Source organism: Haloplanus sp. HW8-1 (assembly GCF_023703795.1).
In the GTDB taxonomy this organism is placed as follows: Archaea; Halobacteriota; Halobacteria; order Halobacteriales; family Haloferacaceae; genus Haloplanus; species Haloplanus pelagicus.
In genome coordinates, this window is record NZ_CP098518.1 from 2,287,449 (window position 1) to 2,305,287 (window position 17,839).

Sequence of the window (17,839 nt, forward strand, 5' to 3'; positions counted from 1 at the left end):
CGAATCGTCGTCACTCTTCGTCGTCGGGAGCACGGGTCGCACCGATTCGTTCTGCAGCCTCCACGAGCATTCCGAGCGAGCGCTGCACGTCGTCGTTTCTAAACGCGCCGATCAGCCCCCGAAGACCGACCCGGCGGTCGATGTCTCCGTCCGCGATCGCTCCTGCGCCCGCGTCGACGACATCGAGTACTGCGGGATCACTCGCCCGTTCCGCGACATCGACGGCGCGGCCGAGTTGTTCGCCCAGTTCGTAGTACTCGCGTGGGGATCGGCCGGTCGCGTCGCCAAATCCCTCGAGGAGGTAGCCGAGGCCAACGACCGTCTCCATGTTCTCGCCGAGCGTTTCGATGGCTTGGAGGGTCGGTTCGCGCTCGAACGCCGCTTCGAGACGCTCGAGATCGGCCTCGAGGCGCGCGAGTTCGTCGTCATCGGCCGGGACGAAGTCCGAAAGGACGCTCCCGGTCACGTCGAGGAGGGTCAGCAGGTCAAGAAACGTCTCCGTGTTCTGACCGAGGCGACGAAGCAGCGTCAGCGTTTCCTCGCGTTCGAACGCGAGGCGCAACTGTTCGATCTCGCTCCGGTTCTCCACGGCGACCGTCCGCAACTCGGGAACGAGGTCCGCTGCGAGATCACGTGTCACGTCGAGCAGGTCGAGTAAGTCGGCGAGTGTCTCGGCATTGTCGCCGACCCGCTGGAGCAAAACGAGCGTCTCCTCGCGTTCGAGCGAGGTCCGGAGGTCGGCAAGTGGCTCGCGGTTCTCCGTGACCGCCGTCCGTGCCTCGGGGACGAGGTCGGTGCTCAGACCTCGCACCGCAGCGAGCAAATCCAGCAGCGCGACGAGATCGTCCGCGTTCGCGGCGACTCGCGCACGGATGCGATCGAGTTCTGCGTCTGCGTCCGCCGCCTCATCCGTCAGAGAGGAATGTTCACTCATTGTAGCCACCTCATGGCACTGGGTCGTAGCCGCGCATCCAGACGTTCCAGTACAGTGACGGGATGACGTTGATGTCGAGAATCCAGTTCAGTCGGCTGACGACGGGTGCCGAGATGGGTGACTCGTAGTCGAACTCGGCGATCATCGCTTTCCCTTTCTCGACGAGGATCGGACAGGCGGTGTACCCGTCGTAGTCCGCGATGAGGTCGCGGCCAGCGATCGATCGCTCGATGTTGTCGGCGACGACGTGGGTCTGTTTTCGGGCCGCCGAGGCGGTTCGCGACGTTGGAACGTCCGCGCAGTCGCCGACGGCGAACACGTCGTCGAACGTCCGGTGCTGTAGCGTGTGATCGTCGACGTCGACGTATTCCCCGCCGTTCGTGAGCGGCGACCGCTCAACGAGGAATTCGTGGCCGTGCTGTGGCGGCACGGGGGCGTAGAGGTCGTATTCGAGTTCGTCGCCCTCTTCGGAGTGGACGACACCCGCCTCATAATCGACCGAGTCGACAGTGAAGTTGGGGACGAACGTGATGTCGCGCTCGGCCCAGATCTCCTCGATCCGTTCTTGATACGGTGCCTTCGGGCCGGTCCCGAACACGTGCGGGCCGGGCTTGGTCATCACCACTTCGGCGTCTTCGCGGACGCCCCGCTCGCGGAGGTACTCCTCCATCAGCATGGCGAGTTTCAGCGGCGCGCCGCCACATTTGATCGGCGTGTCCGGGACGGTCACGAGGAAGGTTCCGCCCTCGAAGTCGTCAACGGCGTCCCCGAGTGCCTCAGCTGCGGCGGCGTGATAGAAAGGGAACACGGAGTCGGTTCGTTCCCAGCCTTCGACCATTCCATCGACGTGGTCGGGTCTGAGGCTGTTGCCGACGCTGACGACGAGGTAGTCGTACTCGTACGTTCCACCCTCCCCGGTGACCGTTCGGTCGTCGGGATCGATGGCTTCCACGGTGTCCTCCACGAACCGCACCTCGTCGTGGAGCAAGCTCCGCTCCGCTCGCTTGTTGTCGGCCAGATCCATGTAGCCGAACGGGATGAGGTAGTACGACGGCTGGTATCGGTGGGTCGCGTCTCGATCGACGACGGTGATGTTCGCGTCGAGTCGCCGTCGGAGCATGTTCGCCGTCATCGTCCCACCAGCCCCGCCGCCCAGTATCAGCACGTTCGGTCGGGTTGTCGTTGTCATAGTGATCGAATAGGGGGTCGTGATCGGTCGTCGGTCGTCGGTCGTCGCAGGCGATTCACCATCGTGCCACGGAGTACTCGGCTCACGAGTCGGCGGCCCCGTCGGTGCCGATTCCGCGCGCGACAGCGACGAGGAAGCCGACGCCAGCTTGCACCTCGGGGTCGCGAAGCGCGCGGACGAGGCCAAGCGGTCCAAGTGGCTCGCTTCCCTCGTTGGTGGCGTCGCCGACGCCGTCGAGGAGACGCTCGATCCCGCGTTTCACGTCGTCGTCTGCCGCCGTCGTTGCGACTTCGCTCAGCGCAGTGCCGCGGGCAACCGTCGACTCGATCATTTCATCATCTGCCGCGTCCGTCAGGAGCGCGAGCGTGTCGGCCACCTCGAAGAGACGGTCGAGCGTCCCGGTCCGCTGGAGGGTTGCGACCCGGTCGAGGGCGTCCGCGAGGTCGGCACCGTTCGCGCCGACGGCGCGTCCCAGTTCGACGGTGCCGTCGTCGGCAAGTTCGGCGGCCGCCAGACCGAGCGTCGTCGCGTCCCCTGTCAAATCCTCGACCATCCGGTCGTCGAGGGCGTCCTCGACGAGCGCCAGCGCGTCGAGCATGGACGAGAGCTGTCCCGATCGTTCGAGCACCGCCGCGACCGCCTCGGGGTTCTCGGCGATGGCGTCGATCACCTCCGGGGGAACGTCCCCCACTTCGTCGGTCGCGCTCATCTCACAACACCCCGCGGGCAGTGAGCCAGTACGAGCGGTTGTAGCCGAGCTTCGACCAGTGGATGAGCTTCGAGGGGGGTTTCGGCGTGGGCGACTCCTCGTAGTCGAAGGCGATATACGTCGCCTCGTCCGTCCCGCTCTCGATGAAACAGACGGTCTTGCCGTCGTACTCGGCGGTCGGACGTTCGCCGCGGGCGATGCTCGCGAGCCGGTCCGCAAGCGCCCCGGCCGCGTAGTGGGCGGCGCTCCCGGCCTTGCTCGTCGGGAGATCCGCCACGTCGCCGAGCGCGTAGACGTCGTCGGCGCCGCGCGCTTCGAGCGTGTTCGGGTCGACGTCGACCCACCCGTCGTCGCCGAGGCCCGCCTCCCGCACCAGATCGCTCCCGTCGTGAGGCGGAATAGCGACGAGCAGGTCGTAGTCCAGTTCCCGTCCTTCGACTGTGTGGATCGTCTTCGTATCGGGGTCGACCCGCTCGGCGTTGAAGAACGTCTCCACCTCGACATCACGGCCGTCCATGAGTGGTCCCGCCCACTCGGCGACCGACTCGATGCCGTGGGCGCGACCGATCGGATAGGTGTACGTGATATCCACGTCCTCGCGCAGGCCACGATCACGGAACCAAGCGTCGGCCATCAGCGCGAACTCGAGCGGCGCGACCGGACACATATGTGGGACGCCGACGACGGAGACGACGAGATGCCCCTCGGTGAACTCGGCGAGTTCGTCGCGGAGCGCTGCGGCGCCCTCCGGTCCGTAGAAGTGGTGTCCACCCTCCGCCAGTCCGGGGGTCTCCTCGGGCGTCACCTGTGCGCCCATCGCGAGCACGAGGTGGTCGTACGACTCGTCGACACCTGCCCCCGCGAGCGAGACGGTCTTGTCGTCGGTGTCGACTCCGTCAACTCGGTCGATAGTCAGATCGATCCGGTCGTCGACGAGATCGACGAGCGGTCGGGTCGCGTCGGCGAGCGTCTTCTCCCCGAAGGGGACGTACAGCCATGTCGGCTTGTAGACGTGATCCTCGCCGTCGTTGACGAGTTGTACTTCGATGTCCCCCGCGTCGATCTCCGTCGCGAGTTCCTCAGCCAAGTTGTTTGCGAGGACGATACCACCCGTGCCCGCCCCGACGATCACGATGCGTTCGGTCATCGTTTTCGGACGTAGTACGACTGGTGGTCACCGTGATCGACGATGTCGACCAGTTCGTGCCCCGACTGTTCGGTCCACTCGGTGAGGTCCTTCTCGGTCCCCTCGTTCGAACTGAGGAGTTCGACGACCGTCCCCGACTCGACCGATTTCATCTTGCCGATGAGGTCCATCAGTGGACCGGGGCAGGACGAGCCGACCGCATCGACCGTGACATCCGCTCGCTCGTCAGTTTCGGACATGGTTCGGTGTAGGTAGCCGAGCAGTATTATGTGTGCGTTTGTCGCAAGACAACTTTTCGGCCGGTTTTATATATTCTCGGGGGCGCGTGCGGTCACAGGCGAATCGATTTTCTCCTTTAATACCGGTTTCTGAGCCGTGAATGGGCATAAAACCGGGAGATATCTTTCGAACTGGTCGAGAGCAATATAACTTATTAGTAGCTTACTTATCGCCACTCGTTCGTTAGGAAAATATAGTATTGTCCATTACTCCCAAAACTATTATCTACGCCAGCGCTCTACTGGCGAGTGTGCAGGAACCTACGATGAACGCCACATCGAATCGAGGTGATCGGTGATGTTCGGAATCGAGACGCTCTCGGGGAACGCACAGGCCGCCGTACTCGTCGGTCTCGTGTTAGTCGAGGCCGCGATCCTCTATCTGGGATACGGGGCACTCGAACGACTCACAGGACTGTACGTGGTCGGAATGCTCCGGGGGAAATGATGGAACTACTCGGTATCAGCGTCGCGTTGCTCGGGATGTTCGCCGGCTTCGGCCTCCTCATCGGCATCCTGTTCGGCTTCTTCGGGATGGGCGGGTCCTTCCTCGTTACCCCTGCCCTCCTGGTGATGGGGTACGAACCGAACGTCGCGGTCGGGTCCGGACTGGCCTTCGTCTTCGGGACGAGCGTCATCGCCACCCTGAAACACCGCGACCTGGGGCAGGTCGACTACAAACTCGGCGTGTCGATGATCGTCGGCACGACCCTCGGCATCGAAGTCGGGAAACTCGGGCTGGAGTATCTCCAGCACATCGGTCTCGCCGACAGCGTCGTGAGCGTCGCGTACGTTGCCCTGCTGGGCGGTATCGGCGTCTTCGTCACTCGCGAGGCGCTCCGTGACGGGGACGGTGGCCTCAGTCACGATGTCGAGGACGCCGACGGTGACGACCACGACATTCCCGACATCGCGAAGCGGATTCAGTCGTATCGCATCCCGCCGATGATCTCGCTGCGAGGCGGTATCACCGTCTCGTTGTGGATGGTGCTTCTCGTCGCCTTCTTCACTGGCCTGCTCTCCGGCTTCCTGGGCGTGGGTGGCGGCTTCATCCGTATGCCCGCGCTCTTCTACGCCATCGGCGTCCCCGTCCCCGTCGCCGTCGGCACCGACCTCTTCGAAATCGTCTTCTCCGGCGGCATCGGGTCGTTCCTCTACGCGCAGTCCGGGGCGGTCGATCTCTCCATCGTGGCGCCACTTCTCGCCGGGAGCGCCCTCGGCGCTCGCATGGGCGCCGCCGCGACGAGCCTCGTCGACGAGGACGGAATCAAGATCTACTTCGGCGTGATGCTCCTTCTCGGTGCCCTCGCTGTCGCGATCCGACAGATCGGGAACTTCCTCGGGATCGACGTGCTCAACGTGGTCAGCTTGGTCGTCATCGTCGGCGCGGCGCTCCTCGTCGCCGGTGCCGTGGTCCTCAGCAGCATCCGTGAACTTCGGACCGAGGCCGAACCGGAAGCCGTCACGTCGACGAGCGACTGACGTGTCTGTCACGATCCGACGCCCCCTGTCGGTCGTCGCTGGCCCACACCACCGGTAGTCGAGTTCCCGACGAACTCGTTCTGAAAATGCCACTCGTGCAGCCGGAGCACGACTGGTCCGAGACTCGGCCTGCAGTGGGACGCCGTCTCGATTGTTTCGGACGTGGACTGGAGATCGGAGGAATTCGGCACCCCTCTGTGCCGTGCAACGGCTGGGACGCGGGGACCGAGATTGGGAGCCGGATCTCGGCGGCACGGATCGGGACAATGTCCTTCCGAAGATAGCCGCCCGTCTTGAGCTATAGTAGCGTTTGTAAGTCACCGCACACCTGATCGCACGGCATCCTGCGATCAGGTGTGCGAACAGTTCCAAACGCTACTATAGACACGGCAACCGACCGATCGCCGTGGGAAGAACGGACCCTGACGGGTCTCAATCGGGGAATCCTGCACTCCGTCGAACGCCACGGGTCCGGATCGTCGATCAACACACCGCCGCCAAACGGTTCGCGCGGGTCGAGAGGAGGCGGCCGCGTTGCGGTGACCGCCCGTCATCCCCCGTCGCTCGCGGCCAGCCGCGCCGTGACGTGTCGATCCAGGTTGTAAAACAGGACGCCGACGGTCAGCAGCGTCGTCCCGAAGAAGACGACGAAGCGTGGCGGGCCGCTCGTCGCGCTCGCGAGTGCGGCCCCGACGAAGCCAACGAGCGTTAGTTCGACCCACGCCACGACGATCCGCGACAGGAGTCGCGTGTCGGGGCGTGATCCGGTGGACGCTGCAGCCGACCCGGCGTCCGCATCGTCGGTCGGCACGGTTAGTACGACTCCGTCGGCTGTACCGGCCCACTGAACGCGCTGTACAGGACGACGAAGTACGTCACGACGAGCGGCAACAGGAGCGCCGAGGCGACCGACATGATGTTCAACGCGAGGGGAGCGATGATTGCCTCGGAGATCGACAGCCCCGAGCCGGGATCGACGAGCGGGTAGAGCAGCAGCGCGACGACGGCGACGAGTCCGTAGGTCAACAGCCCGCTCGCGACGAGGGCGAGTAGGTCACGGCCGGTCCGAAGCGCGGCCATGTAGCCGGCGCCGAGGCCGACCGACGTGGCGACCAGCACGAGCACCGGCGGCGTCGTCACGGCCGCCGCGAGCCGCGGCGTCGACAGGGCGACCAACCCAAGCGCCACGACAACCAGTCCGAGATAGGCGACGAGGGCACGCTCGCCCGTTTGGCGGACATCCTCTCGCAGCGATCCGGTCGTTTTTACCCGCAGGAAGGCGGCCCCGGAGACGACGGTGAGCGCAACGAGTGCCAAGCCGACGGCGACGCCCGCGGGGGTCAAGAGCGCACCGGATCCCGTGAGCCAGTTTGCGGTGAACACACCGAGAAGGAAGGGGGCGAGGACGCTCCCGGTGACGAACGACCGACCCCACCACCGCTGCCACGCGGTATCGTGGCGCTGTTCGTACATCTCGGGGGCCAGCCCTCGCAAGATGAGCGCGGCGAGCACGCCGAACAACAGGAGGTAGTTCCGGCTGAACAGGTTGGCGTACACTGCCGGGAACGCGGCGAAGAGTGCTCCGCCGAAGACGACGAGCCACACCTCGTTGCCGTCCCAGAACGGCCCAATAGCCGCGAGGATCGTCTCGCGCTCCTCGTCGTCCTCGCGGGTGGCGAAGAGCGCGCCGGCGCCGAAGTCGAACCCGTCCAGAAAGAGGAAGGTCCCGAGGATAGCAAACACGAGCGCGAACCACAGCTCCGGGAGCGGAAGTCCGAACAGCGGACCGGCGGCGAAGGCACCGTAGTCAGTCATCGCCGGGCGCCCCCGCAGTCGGCTCGTCAGCCTCGGTCACGAACGTCCGTAGTTCCTCGGTGCTGGGTGGGCCGGCCCGGATGATCCGTGCGACGACGTAGCTGTAGAGTGCGAGCAGGCTCGCGTACGCCATGACGAACCCCGCGAGCGTGATCGTCGCTTCGGTCCCGGTCAGCCCGGGGGAGACGCCGTCGGCCGTCTTCAGCACACCCTGGACAACCCACGGCTGTCGTCCCACCTCGGTGACGACCCAGCCGAGTTCGACGGCGAGGATACCGAGGAGACTGGAGCCCATCAGCGCTTTGTGGAGCAGGTCGTCCTCGAGGAGTTCGCCGCGCCACCACCGGTATCCGCCCCAGAACGCGAGCAGGATGAACCAGAAGCCGAGGCCGACCATCGCCCGGAACGACCAGAAGACGATGGCGACCGGAGGCGCTTCGGTGTCGAAGGAGTTCAACCCGCGTATAGTGGCCTGTGGATCACCCCCGCTGGCGAGCCACGATGCTCCGCCTGGGATGCCGAGGCCAAACAGTTCTTTCGCGCGTGGGTTCGTAATATCATCAAGGCTCGTGGGGAAGGCGATGAGGTACTCCGGCACGTACGAGTCGGTCTCCCAGACGGCCTCCATCGCGGCGAACTTCTGTGGTTGCGTCTCGTGGACGTGCCGGGCGTACATATCGCCGTGCAGCACCTGCAGCGGCGCGGTGATGAGGAGGGCGACGATCGCGATCTTCAGCGTCTTCTCCCAGAAGTCGACCTCCTGCACCGAATAGCCCCAGACGTAGTGCTTGAAAATGTGGTACGCCGCGACTCCGGCCATGAAGAGCGCGACCGACTCGACCGCGGCGTTCTGCATGTGGACGTACATGAACATGAACCGCGGGTTCAGATACGCAGCAAGTGGGTCGGTGAGGTGGACGACCGTCTGCCCCCCGCGCTCAACGAGTTCGTACCCGCGCGGGAGTTGCATCCACGAGTTCGCGATGAGAATCCAGACAGCTGAGAGCCACGTGCCCGCGGCGACGGCGAGACTGGAGACGAAGTACAGCCGATCGGAGACGCGTTCGCGCCCGAAGACGAAGATGCCGAGGAACGTCGCCTCAAGCATGAACGCCATCATCCCCTCGGTCGCCAGCGGACCACCAAACAACTCCCCCGCAAACGTGGAGAAGGCGGCGAAGTTGGTGCCGAACTCGAACTCGAGGACGATGCCCGTCACCGTCCCGACGACGAAGCTGACGGCGAAGATCTTCGTCCAGAACCGCCTGAGCTGTTCGTATACGGCCTCGCTTCCTCGAACTTCTCTCCACGTGAAGTAAACGAGGAAGGGCGCGAGGCCCATGCTCATCACGGGAAAGATGATGTGGACGATGGTGGTGAGGGCGAACTGTACACGGCTTGCGATGACTGGATCGACCATGTTGTGTCTCCTCTTGAACGGCGCGTTCGGTGTGTGCTGTTCACCACTACGTACGGCACCGACGACCCTCCCTCCTCGGTTGTCGAGGGACAACCCGCCCCGGTCCGGGGACGGCGCCCTGCTCGACGGGGGGTCTACCGGCGCAGTTCTGCTTCGGAAAATTGGAATTATCGCACAATATTAATGTTAGCAACGCGAACTGGGAACCATGCGCATCGTGTTTGCCACGGACCTCTCGGACGCGAACGAAGCCGCCATCCAATCACGAACGTGTCTCGACTGTCTGGAGAACATCGGCGTCACGGAGGTTCATCTCGTGACCGTCGTCCCGGACAACGTCTCCACCGGTTTGCCCGGAATGGACGTCGCCTCGAACCGGCACGATGCCCTCCGGACGCAACGCGAGGTGTTCGAATCCGCGGGCTTCACCGTCGAGACACACGTCGCCCGCGGGACGCCACACCGACGCATCAACGGGTTCGCCGAGCGACTCGACGCAGACATGATCGTCATCGGTTCTCGCGGCCAGAGCCCCCTCGAAGCCCGGCTGATCGGGAGCACGGCACGCAACGTCGCCCGGACCGCCGTGCGACCGCTACTGATCGAACGCATCGCGGCGGAGGACTCCACGCACTCGGTGGTGAAAGAGCACCTGTTTCAGGACGTTCTCTTCGCGACGGACTTCTCGGGGAACGCTGGACGGGCCTTCGGCTTCATCCCGCGACTGCACGGTGCGACGCAGCGTGTGACTCTTTTGCACGTCCGGAGCCGCGAACAACGGGCGGCCGAGGAATCCGAAGCCACGGCCCGCGACCGGTTGGCCGATCTCGCCGACGAACTCAAGACGACCATGGGCATCGACGTCTCGACGGCCGTCCGGAGCGGCGGGGTCGTCGACGAAATTCTCACCATGGAGGCGGAAGTTGGGGCAACGGTGACGGTACTCGGGTCGCGAGGCCAGAGCCGACTCCGTCGACTCCTCCTCGGGAGCACGTCCGAATCGGTCGTCGCCCGCGGACGCAACAACGTCTTGCTGGTTCCGCCCGAGTCGTCGACACCGCGCTGAGACGCGGTCCGGGGTTCTGACCCGTGGCGGGACTGTTCCGTTCGACGCGTCCTAAGACTGACTCTCCGGAGTCGAATCGATAGCCCGGCTGACGGCGACCGCCGTGGCGAGTTGGCCCACGACAGAGATATGGTTATACGATCTGATTGCCCAATAATTGTGTATGAAAAACACAATACTATCCGAGGCGATTGATCCCGGCGCCCCGACGCCCCGCGCCGGTCGCGCTACGCCACACCGTGGACGCACGGGGGACGATGATCCAGCGAGTACTCGCCGGGATCAAGGCGCACCTGATCTACGTGGTCATCGGTTCGCTCGCCGCCGGACTCGCGTTCGGGCAGGTCGCCGGCCCCGAGACGAAGGATCTGCTGAAGGCCGCCGTCGTGCCCGTCCTGTTCTTGATGATCTACCCGATGATGATCAACATCGACCTCCGGGAGATTCTCAACGTCCGCGGACATGCGAAACCGGTGTCGCTGAGCCTACTGATCAACTTCTTGGTCGCGCCCCTGCTCGCAGTCGGGCTCTCGCGGCTCTTTTTCGCCGGTGCCATCGAGTACGCTATCGGCCTGTATCTCGTCGCCCTCATCCCGACGTCCGGCATGACCGCCGCCTGGACGGGGCTCGCCAAGGGTGACCTCGAATCCGCCCTCGTCGCGATGGCGGCCAACCTGTTGCTCGCCCTCCTCATTCTCCCGGCGTACCTCTCGATGCTCGTCCCGGGGAACGTCGGGGTCGATCCGGCAGCCCTGTACCGACAACTCGCGGTCGTGATCGTGACGCCCATGGTCGCCGGCACGCTTACTCGCCGACTGCTGCTCCGTCGGTACGGTCCCGAGTCGTTCAAGCGCATGAAACCCACCTTTGGCGGGGTGAGTTCGTTCGGTGTCATGCTCATCGTCTTCATCGCGATGACGATGCGCTCGACGGCGATCCTGGCCGATCCGATCGGCTCCGCCAGTACCGTCGTTCCGCTCGTCGTCTTCTATGCCATCATCCTCGCCGTCGGGGCGGGACTGGGTGGCGCACTCCTCGACGCCGAACGCTCAACCGCGCTGGTGTACGCTACCAGCATGCGCAACCTCTCCATCGGGGTGGCGCTCGTCGTCGCCCCCGGCTTTCCGCCGACCGAGGCCGTCCTCCCCATCGCGCTCGCGTATCTCGTCCAGCCACCGCTTGGCGCCGTTTACATGCACTACCGCCGCGACGTGGTCGGGACGGGACGAACGGTCCGCGAGGTGATCAGGGCGGTGATCTGACCTATCGGGCACGGAGTTGTCCTCCGACAACGAAACGGTTAGGCTTCGCTCCCTGCTACCACCGATCGGGCGTGGTTGGTCCCCCCGCGCCCCGCCAGACCACTTCCGTCGAGTCCGCGTTCGGCGTCGCGGCGACGAGCGTAGACGGACGCGGATTCAATGCGCCGGTGGATCCAGTTCGATCACACTCCTGTCCGCGACGGTAACAGCGCTGGTCTCACGACGACGAGAGAAACCGCGTGCGCTCGGCTCCGATACGTCGGCTCCGAAGAAACGAGACTACGATACCGCTCAGACGAGCAGCTGGATGTCGGCCTCGGCCATCTCCTGGAACGCGGTGGCGGCGCCGACGCCGACAGTGACGCCGTCGAAGAAGTCCTCCTCGTCGTAGCCGAGGAGGTCGATGGTCATCTGACACGCCTGTAGCTCGACGCCGCTGTCGAGTGACAGTTGGACGAGCTCTTCGATCGAGGCGACGTCGTTGTCGGCGATGCGCTTGCGCATCATCCGGGTCGTCATCTCGTCCATCCCTGGCAACGCTGCGAGCACGTTCGGCATCGGCATGTTGGGGTTACCGACCGAACTCAGCTTCAGGTTCGAGGCGTGTTCCTCGTGGAGGATCTCGAGCCCCCAGAACGTGTGGAAGACGGTGACGTCGTAGTCGAAGGCGGCCGCCGTCGACGCGAGGATGAGCGGCGGATACGCCATGTCGAGTGTCCCCTTCGTCGCGATGATCACCATCTTCTTCGGGCCGTCTTCGACTTCGCTCCGGAGATCCGCGAGCTCCGCCTCCAGATCATCGATCCGGGTGCGGAGCTCGTCGGCCGACGGCGTGTCTGGCTGTGAGGGTGTCTCCGTGCTCATCGTGGGAACTTACTCCGTCTTCCGCACGTAGTGCGTGTAGGTCCCGTCGCCCTCGACCTGCTCAACGAGTTCGACACCGTCGGTGGACTCGGCCCAGCCCTTGATGTCGCTCATGCTTCCCGAATCGGTCGCGATGACCTCGAGAACGTCGCCCGGGGACAGCTCGTCCACGGCGCCTTTGGTTTTGATCACCGGCATCGGGCAGTTCTGCCCCGTCACGTCCAGTGTCTCCGTCACGTCGATGTTCGAGCTCATCTGTGATCTTCCTCACCGTTCAATACCGGTGAGAGGCGTATAAGGTTATCGATATAATGCCCAATACTTGCACGCATAGGTGTGGCCTCGGCGGCGATCGAGTGTGAGAGAAGTGCGTTATACGGCGCTGAAACGCTTATTCTCCCGTTAAATCCGGGTCTGAGTTGGTGGGTCTCCGGGGAACATCCGAGAGTTTATTGCGCTATATCTACAATACGCAGGCGAATGACGCAGTCAGCTCGGACGCGAATCGGTCCGTGTCGCACGTCTGGTGAGCCGGAGGGAGCGCCATGATCGAAGGTGCGCTGGAGGCGGCAATGACGTTTTTCCCCCGCGGGACGATCCAGTATCTCGTCGGCGGGGTCATGGTCGCCGTAGGTATCGCGGTTATCTACCTCGGGACCGCTATCATTCCCGGGAACAGCACGTTTCTCGAGACCACGCTCTCGTACGTCTCGAACGTCCCACGGTTCAACCGCCCGTCGTATATCGCCTCGCGCGACTGGCGCGTCGTCTTCGCCTTCAGCATCGTCGCGGGGGCGGCGCTCTGGGGACTGGTCCTCGATCCCGGCCCCTTCGTCACGAGCGTCCAGCCGTGGCGACTGTTCGGCGGCGGCGTCCTCGTCGGGATCGGGACGCGCATCGGGAAGGGCTGTACCGCCGGTCACGGCGTCTGTGGTCTCGGATCCGCCTCTACCACCTCGCTCGTGAACGTCGTCCTCTTCGTCGGCGTCGCCATCATCACGGCGACCGTCGTGGCCGCGCTGGGGGTAACGCCATGAGCCGGGATGCCGACGGCAGCACGACCGACCGGCATCCGCTGTTCCTCCCGTTGGTGGTCCTCGGCGGACTGATCCAGGGCTTCGGCCTCGCGTACAGCGGGATGGCCCGACCCGAGGTCGTCTTGGATTTCCTCCAGTTCGACGACCTCGGCCTGATCCTCGTTATGGGTGGCGCCGCGGTCGTATCGGGGATGAGCTTCTATATTGCCACTCACTTCCTCGATCGGGCGCCGCTATCCAGCGATCAGTATGGCCGACGAACTCGCTCGATGGATCGGAACGTCGCCATCGGCGGCGTGGTCTTCGGCGTCGGCTGGGGCGTGTCCGGCATCTGTCCCGGCGCGGCGTATGCCAGCCTCGGCATCGGCAATCTCCCTATCCTCTGGGCCATTGCCGGGATGTTCGTCGGTGCGTACATCCAAGGCTACTTGCGCTCGCGGAGTCAAACCGAGTCCTCTCATTCGATCACGGCTGATGACTGACCTTCGGGACAGTATTGTTGAGAGTATTGCACATGGTTCAAAGTACTTTTTGAGTCGGCGTCAGTATCCGGAGCTATGACTTCAAACGGCGACGATGCCTCGAAAGCCGAGGGGGGCGGTGACGACCCTCCGAACGCGCGTGTCGGTATGGGACTCCTTGATGTCGAGATGGGGCCGAGTTCGGCGCTCGCACATCTCTATCGCGGCGAACTCCACCGTATGAAATTGTGGCGCGAGCGTCTCGATCGTACCACCAACTGGGCGGTCCTGCTGATGGCAGCAATCCTGACGTGGGCGTTCTCGAACGAGACAAACCCACATTACGTCATTCTCATCGGAAACGCCGCGGTGGGATTGTTCCTCAGCATCGAGGCACGCCGATACCGGGCATACGATATCTGGCGGAGTCGGGTTCGTTCACTCCAGCAAAACGTCTGGGCGCCTGGTCTCGATCCAAACCGATCGCTTGAGGATCAACAGTGGCGCCAGAAACTTGCGTCGGATTACGCGCGTCCGACGCTCAAAATTACGATGGAGGAGGCAATTGCCCATCGACTCCGCCGGGTGTACTTGCCGCTCTTCATTATTTTGAATGGAGCGTGGTTGTTGCGCGTTACGGCGTTTGCCGGCGATACGTGGCCCGCGAGTGCTCGGGTCGGTATCATCCCAGGAGCCGTCGTCACGGGATTAGTTGGACTCCTTATGCTCGGTGCGATTCTCCTTGGCCTTCGTCCTCGGGTGTGGCACGCGAGCGACGAACTGCGTGAAAAAAACCTCCGGCGGAATAACTGAACGCTCCTGACGGACTGACCCGCTTCATCGACGTGTGCTGAGAATAAAGACGAGCGCTGCTAGTTGATACTTTGACACTCGACCTTTCCACTCATACCACTCAACAACACATTTCGGAATTCAAAACTATAGTTGTCGCAGGACAAAACTAATCTGATGTATAATCCCATCCTTGTACGACATGCGATGTCTGAAGAGAAATCCCACGCCACCGGAACCGTCGAACCGGGTGACACGAGCAAACGAGTCGGCATGGAGGTAATCCGTGAGCGCGGACTCGATCCCGAGGAGCTCCGCGAAAAACTGATCGACGCCATCGGTGCGGAGTTCACGACCTACTACTACTACACCAATCTGCGAATGCATCTCGCTGGCGAGGAAGACTACAAGGAGATCACCGAAGACGCGCGTCTCGAAGATCGGGCACACTTCGAACTTGTCGTGCCTCGGATCTACGAACTCGAAGGGTCGTTGCCGAACGATATCCGCGATTTCGCGGATCGAGCCTCCTGTCCCGACGCTGAAGTGCCGACGCCGATGGACGACAGCGGCGAGTTCGACACGTCCGAGTTGGAGGTAGAGGACATTCTGGAAGTGCTGCTGGAGGCAGAGCGGTGTGCTATCCGGACTTGGAGCGAGATCTGTGACATGACCCGTGGTGCCGATCCACGCACCTACGACATGGCTCAGCGGATCCTCAACGAGGAGATGGACCACGAAGCTTGGTTCATCGAGCTACTGAGCAAGGAACGGGACGACGAGATCAACCCGGCCGGCCACTTCGCCCGCGGCGAACCCGGCGACGCGCCGTACTCGACGAACAACCGGTTCAACGACTCGGCCTGACCTCAATAGTCGACGCTCCCACCCCCACTCCCACCCTACCCCCCTGTTATGACACAGTCGTCGAACGAAACGTGGACCGTCACGATCGTGGTCCCCGAGGACTCGTCGCTGGACGAGGGCGGTGTGACGTACGATCTCGAAGTCGGCGCGGACGAGACGATCCTCGCGGCCGCGCGTTCGGCGGGTGTGTGGCTGCCGGCCGACTGCCAGCAGGGCTGGTGTACAACCTGGCTGCCCGCCTCGTCGACGGCGATGTTGTCCACCCGAACGCGCGTCGGTACTACGACGAGGACGACGAGGCCGGCTATATTCTGCCCTGCACTGCGAAGCCACGAACCGACACGACCATTGTCGTTGACCAGCACGACGATTTCCTCGAATTTAGAGCCGTTAACGACCGACCGCCAGGCAACTCGAAATTGAACGACCAGACGGAGCAATGAGTACAAACGACTTACAGCCGACCCAAACAGCAGATCGAGACCGCGTGGAGCCAGCGTACGAAGCAGTCCTCATCTTCGATAGGGGGTGTCCATTCTGTTCGGCAGCAGCGTCGGCACTCCGGCGACTCCCTAAAGTCGGTGTCCTCGCGTGGAACGGTGATGCTGCACAGCAGTTCTTCACTGCTCAGTTCGACGAGCCACCGTTTACACTGGTATTTGTCGATGTGACTGCAGACCAAATGTGGCTTGATCGAGCTACCGCCGATGAGTCATGTGACCGTGCCAGTCTCCCGACGTTCGTTCAGGACCTTCTCGAAGACGACTTTGAGCGTATCGCTGACACGGTGCGCGTAGCCGTTGGTTCGACGCAATACGCCGCTGATCTCAGTGGCACTCGTTCACTTAATGACGCTGCAACGGCGAAGTATGATAACTTCGCCCCGAATGTTCACAGTACCCTCGGGGCGGGGGAATTGCGCCGATCAGCGGTGAGAGACAGATATGCCAGTGTGTGAAAACTGCGGCAAACACGTCTCTGAACGATCGCTCTTGCGTAGAACATTGTTGGTGGCGAGCTGTCGGGCGATCTTGTCGTAGTTCTACACGGCGTCCGGACTCACCAGAACGGGAGCGAGACAGGGTGAGAGAAGCGATCTGCCGAATTCACTCAGTCGAGTGAGTCCTCACCAACAATCTGCTTCACAAGAGCGACGCCGAAAGTCAAATTATCAGTGTCCTTTTGCAAGTTCAGCTAATGACAGGGCAGGGAACATCGGTGACCGAAGATCGAAAAGACGACCACATCCAGATCGTACAGGAGCGACGTCGAAACCACAGGTTTCGAAGACATTCAGTTCGTCCATAACGCGCTCCCGGAACTCGATTACGACGCTATCGATCCGTCCACCGAATCTCTGGGACATAAGCTACCCGCTCCAATCTTCATCGAGAGGATGACCGGGGGGCACGAAAACACCACAGAAATCAATCGGGCGTTGGCTCGTGCCGCCAGCTCACTGGCATCGCGATGGGGCTCGGAAGCCAGCGAGCTGGCCTCGAACACGACGACTAGCGTGCTCAAATCGTATACCGCCGTCCGCGATGCCGCGCCTGATGCGTTCATCTACGGGAATCTTGGTGCGGCACAACTCCGGGAGTACGACATCGAAACGGTCGAACGCGCGGTCGAGATGATCGAAGCCGATGCGTCCGCAGTCCACTTGAACCTCCTCCAGGAAGCCGCCCAACCAGAAGGGGACGTCGATGGACTACAATATTCTCCGATATTGCAGGACGGTCGTCGGTCGCCTCGTGTAGTCCCTTGATTGACTCTAGGGGCCGAGCGAGACCCACACGCTGTGCGCGTGTGTTTGGGCGCACCGAGTGGATGTCGACGGCCGCTACCGACTAGCCTTGATCCCGACGAACGATCCGTCGCCGTAGCCCTCTTCGATCGGTTCGAGACCGTCGATCTCATCGAGCCAGTGATAGACCGTTTGTACGAACTCAAAGTCGGAAAATCCGGTGGCTTCGAGCGCCTCGAGGAGTTCTTCGGTCGAGACGAACGTCGCCTCTCTGTAGAAGGGATTCTGCTCTTTCTTTTCCTGATAGATTCGACCGACAGGGCTGTCCTTGTCTATGTAGCCGATCACGAGATGCCCTGACTGCGAGAGGATCCGGTCGGCTTCGGTCAACGTTCGATCAATGTCGTCGACAAAGCAAATCGTCGTCACGATAAGCGCGGTGTCGAAGGTGTCGTCCCGGAACGGCAGATGCTCGGCGACACCTCTAACCACGTCGACTCCTCGCTCGCGAGCATATTCCAGCATCGCTTCAGCCGGGTCGATCCCGACGTCCATTCCCAGCGGGGCGGCGAACCGCGCGCTCCCGACGCCGATCTCGATTCCGCGTCCGGTCGCTGGTACGAGTCGATCCAAAGCAGCCAGTTCGGACTGGTAGGCGGCGTCGTGTTCGCCGAACCATCCCTCGTATCGGTCGGTGTGGGCTTCGAACGGCTCTACGTTTGGCATACGTACACATAGTCTATCAAGCACTACTAACGTGGGTCTGGTG

General features: G+C 62.9%; 20 protein-coding genes and 2 pseudogenes. 11 read left to right on the forward strand and 11 right to left on the reverse strand.

Annotation, left to right across the window (positions count from 1 at the left end):
• Window positions 1-10: 10 nt before the first annotated feature.
• The 5 genes from NBT82_RS12160 to NBT82_RS12180 form a co-directional block, all read right to left on the reverse strand.
• Window positions 11-934, reverse strand: a complete 924-nt coding sequence (locus NBT82_RS12160; RefSeq protein WP_251328384.1) for a DUF1641 domain-containing protein — start codon at window positions 932-934, stop codon at window positions 11-13.
• Between the two features lie 10 nt (window positions 935-944).
• The gene (locus tag NBT82_RS12165; protein ID WP_251328385.1) at window positions 945-2,123 is read right to left on the reverse strand and encodes an NAD(P)/FAD-dependent oxidoreductase; all 1,179 of its coding nucleotides are present in this window, start codon (window positions 2,121-2,123) and stop codon (window positions 945-947) included.
• An 82-nt stretch (window positions 2,124-2,205) separates the two neighbouring features.
• Entirely contained in the window at window positions 2,206-2,832 is a 627-nt protein-coding gene (locus NBT82_RS12170) for a helical membrane plugin domain-containing protein (protein WP_251328386.1), read from the reverse strand.
• Window position 2,833: 1 nt separating this feature from the next.
• Window positions 2,834-3,979, reverse strand: a complete 1,146-nt coding sequence (locus tag NBT82_RS12175) for an NAD(P)/FAD-dependent oxidoreductase (RefSeq protein ID WP_251328387.1) — start codon at window positions 3,977-3,979, stop codon at window positions 2,834-2,836.
• On the reverse strand, window positions 3,976-4,218 hold the full coding sequence (locus tag NBT82_RS12180) for a sulfurtransferase TusA family protein (protein ID WP_251328388.1): 243 nt from the start codon (window positions 4,216-4,218) through the stop codon (window positions 3,976-3,978). Before NBT82_RS12180 ends, NBT82_RS12175 begins: the two co-directional genes overlap by 4 nt.
• A 337-nt stretch (window positions 4,219-4,555) precedes the next feature.
• On the opposite strand from NBT82_RS12180, the gene NBT82_RS12185 reads away from it, so the two are divergent.
• Both NBT82_RS12185 and NBT82_RS12190 read left to right on the forward strand, forming a co-directional pair.
• Window positions 4,556-4,705, forward strand: a complete 150-nt coding sequence (locus tag NBT82_RS12185; RefSeq protein ID WP_251328389.1) for a DUF7512 family protein — start codon at window positions 4,556-4,558, stop codon at window positions 4,703-4,705.
• Window positions 4,702-5,739: a sulfite exporter TauE/SafE family protein gene (locus NBT82_RS12190; RefSeq protein WP_251328390.1), complete on the forward strand. Its 1,038-nt coding sequence runs from the start codon at window positions 4,702-4,704 to the stop codon at window positions 5,737-5,739. The genes NBT82_RS12185 and NBT82_RS12190 overlap by 4 nt, the downstream gene beginning before the upstream one ends.
• 550 nt (window positions 5,740-6,289) lie before the next feature.
• On the opposite strand, the gene NBT82_RS12195 is transcribed toward NBT82_RS12190, so the two are convergent.
• The 3 genes from NBT82_RS12195 to NBT82_RS12205 are packed head-to-tail and all read right to left on the reverse strand — an operon-like array spanning window position 6,290 to window position 8,974.
• The gene (locus NBT82_RS12195) at window positions 6,290-6,550 is read right to left on the reverse strand and encodes a hypothetical protein (RefSeq protein ID WP_251328391.1); all 261 of its coding nucleotides are present in this window, start codon (window positions 6,548-6,550) and stop codon (window positions 6,290-6,292) included.
• Between the two features lie 2 nt (window positions 6,551-6,552).
• On the reverse strand, window positions 6,553-7,554 hold the full coding sequence (gene cydB / locus NBT82_RS12200; protein WP_251328392.1) for a cytochrome d ubiquinol oxidase subunit II: 1,002 nt from the start codon (window positions 7,552-7,554) through the stop codon (window positions 6,553-6,555).
• Window positions 7,547-8,974 (reverse strand): cytochrome ubiquinol oxidase subunit I, encoded by a 1,428-nt coding sequence (locus NBT82_RS12205; protein WP_251328393.1) that lies wholly within the window; start codon window positions 8,972-8,974, stop codon window positions 7,547-7,549. Before NBT82_RS12205 ends, cydB begins: the two co-directional genes overlap by 8 nt.
• Before the next feature lie 208 nt (window positions 8,975-9,182).
• Between NBT82_RS12205 and NBT82_RS12210 the strand changes: the two genes are divergently transcribed.
• Window positions 9,183-10,040, forward strand: coding sequence for a universal stress protein (locus tag NBT82_RS12210; RefSeq protein WP_251328394.1), 858 nt, complete (start codon window positions 9,183-9,185; stop codon window positions 10,038-10,040).
• Between the two features lie 257 nt (window positions 10,041-10,297).
• Entirely contained in the window at window positions 10,298-11,302 is a 1,005-nt protein-coding gene (locus tag NBT82_RS12215) for an arsenic resistance protein (RefSeq protein WP_251328395.1), read from the forward strand.
• A 291-nt stretch (window positions 11,303-11,593) separates the two neighbouring features.
• Here the strand turns inward: NBT82_RS12215 and NBT82_RS12220 are convergent, their stop codons facing one another.
• The gene (locus NBT82_RS12220) at window positions 11,594-12,166 is read right to left on the reverse strand and encodes a DsrE/DsrF/DrsH-like family protein (RefSeq protein WP_251328396.1); all 573 of its coding nucleotides are present in this window, start codon (window positions 12,164-12,166) and stop codon (window positions 11,594-11,596) included.
• Window positions 12,167-12,175: 9 nt separating this feature from the next.
• On the reverse strand, window positions 12,176-12,421 hold the full coding sequence (locus NBT82_RS12225) for a sulfurtransferase TusA family protein (protein WP_251328397.1): 246 nt from the start codon (window positions 12,419-12,421) through the stop codon (window positions 12,176-12,178).
• A 290-nt stretch (window positions 12,422-12,711) separates the two neighbouring features.
• Between NBT82_RS12225 and NBT82_RS12230 the strand changes: the two genes are divergently transcribed.
• The 7 genes and pseudogenes from NBT82_RS12230 to NBT82_RS20215 all read left to right on the forward strand — a co-directional run.
• Complete coding sequence (locus tag NBT82_RS12230) at window positions 12,712-13,203, forward strand: YeeE/YedE family protein (protein ID WP_251328398.1); 492 nt, start codon at window positions 12,712-12,714, stop codon at window positions 13,201-13,203.
• Window positions 13,200-13,685: a DUF6691 family protein gene (locus NBT82_RS12235; protein WP_251328399.1), complete on the forward strand. Its 486-nt coding sequence runs from the start codon at window positions 13,200-13,202 to the stop codon at window positions 13,683-13,685. Before NBT82_RS12230 ends, NBT82_RS12235 begins: the two co-directional genes overlap by 4 nt.
• A gap of 75 nt (window positions 13,686-13,760) precedes the next feature.
• Window positions 13,761-14,477, forward strand: a complete 717-nt coding sequence (locus NBT82_RS12240; protein ID WP_420191771.1) for a DUF2270 domain-containing protein — start codon at window positions 13,761-13,763, stop codon at window positions 14,475-14,477.
• A 186-nt stretch (window positions 14,478-14,663) separates the two neighbouring features.
• Window positions 14,664-15,323 carry a DNA protection during starvation protein gene (gene dps / locus NBT82_RS12245; RefSeq protein ID WP_251328400.1) on the forward strand — a complete coding sequence of 220 codons (660 nt, stop codon included), beginning with the start codon at window positions 14,664-14,666 and terminating at the stop codon, window positions 15,321-15,323.
• 48 nt (window positions 15,324-15,371) lie between these two features.
• A pseudogene (locus tag NBT82_RS20210) lies at window positions 15,372-15,766 on the forward strand (2Fe-2S iron-sulfur cluster-binding protein).
• Window positions 15,763-16,281, forward strand: a complete 519-nt coding sequence (locus NBT82_RS12260) for a thiol-disulfide oxidoreductase DCC family protein (RefSeq protein ID WP_251328401.1) — start codon at window positions 15,763-15,765, stop codon at window positions 16,279-16,281. Before NBT82_RS20210 ends, NBT82_RS12260 begins: the two are co-directional and overlap by 4 nt.
• A gap of 239 nt (window positions 16,282-16,520) precedes the next feature.
• Window positions 16,521-17,034, forward strand: a pseudogene (locus tag NBT82_RS20215) (beta/alpha barrel domain-containing protein); the annotation flags it as partial.
• A gap of 132 nt (window positions 17,035-17,166) precedes the next feature.
• On the opposite strand, the gene NBT82_RS12270 reads toward NBT82_RS20215, so the two are convergent.
• Window positions 17,167-17,796: a class I SAM-dependent methyltransferase gene (locus NBT82_RS12270; RefSeq protein ID WP_251328403.1), complete on the reverse strand. Its 630-nt coding sequence runs from the start codon at window positions 17,794-17,796 to the stop codon at window positions 17,167-17,169.
• Between the last annotated feature and the right edge of the window lie 43 nt (window positions 17,797-17,839).

Coding starts and splice junctions, on each gene's coding strand:
- NBT82_RS12165 (WP_251328385.1), bottom strand. CDS start 2,123: ATGACAACGACAACCCGACCGAACGTGCTGATACTGGGCGGCGGGGCT.
- dps (WP_251328400.1), top strand. CDS start 14,664: ATGTCTGAAGAGAAATCCCACGCCACCGGAACCGTCGAACCGGGTGAC.
- NBT82_RS12215 (WP_251328395.1), top strand. CDS start 10,298: ATGATCCAGCGAGTACTCGCCGGGATCAAGGCGCACCTGATCTACGTG.
- NBT82_RS12225 (WP_251328397.1), bottom strand. CDS start 12,421: ATGAGCTCGAACATCGACGTGACGGAGACACTGGACGTGACGGGGCAG.
- NBT82_RS12185 (WP_251328389.1), top strand. CDS start 4,556: ATGTTCGGAATCGAGACGCTCTCGGGGAACGCACAGGCCGCCGTACTC.
- NBT82_RS12270 (WP_251328403.1), bottom strand. CDS start 17,796: ATGCCAAACGTAGAGCCGTTCGAAGCCCACACCGACCGATACGAGGGA.
- cydB (WP_251328392.1), bottom strand. CDS start 7,554: ATGACTGACTACGGTGCCTTCGCCGCCGGTCCGCTGTTCGGACTTCCG.
- NBT82_RS12210 (WP_251328394.1), top strand. CDS start 9,183: ATGCGCATCGTGTTTGCCACGGACCTCTCGGACGCGAACGAAGCCGCC.
- NBT82_RS12235 (WP_251328399.1), top strand. CDS start 13,200: ATGAGCCGGGATGCCGACGGCAGCACGACCGACCGGCATCCGCTGTTC.
- NBT82_RS12190 (WP_251328390.1), top strand. CDS start 4,702: ATGATGGAACTACTCGGTATCAGCGTCGCGTTGCTCGGGATGTTCGCC.
- NBT82_RS12230 (WP_251328398.1), top strand. CDS start 12,712: ATGATCGAAGGTGCGCTGGAGGCGGCAATGACGTTTTTCCCCCGCGGG.
- NBT82_RS12170 (WP_251328386.1), bottom strand. CDS start 2,832: ATGAGCGCGACCGACGAAGTGGGGGACGTTCCCCCGGAGGTGATCGAC.
- NBT82_RS12180 (WP_251328388.1), bottom strand. CDS start 4,218: ATGTCCGAAACTGACGAGCGAGCGGATGTCACGGTCGATGCGGTCGGC.
- NBT82_RS12175 (WP_251328387.1), bottom strand. CDS start 3,979: ATGACCGAACGCATCGTGATCGTCGGGGCGGGCACGGGTGGTATCGTC.
- NBT82_RS12240 (WP_420191771.1), top strand. CDS start 13,761: ATGACTTCAAACGGCGACGATGCCTCGAAAGCCGAGGGGGGCGGTGAC.
- NBT82_RS12220 (WP_251328396.1), bottom strand. CDS start 12,166: ATGAGCACGGAGACACCCTCACAGCCAGACACGCCGTCGGCCGACGAG.
- NBT82_RS12160 (WP_251328384.1), bottom strand. CDS start 934: ATGAGTGAACATTCCTCTCTGACGGATGAGGCGGCGGACGCAGACGCA.
- NBT82_RS12205 (WP_251328393.1), bottom strand. CDS start 8,974: ATGGTCGATCCAGTCATCGCAAGCCGTGTACAGTTCGCCCTCACCACC.
- NBT82_RS12260 (WP_251328401.1), top strand. CDS start 15,763: ATGAGTACAAACGACTTACAGCCGACCCAAACAGCAGATCGAGACCGC.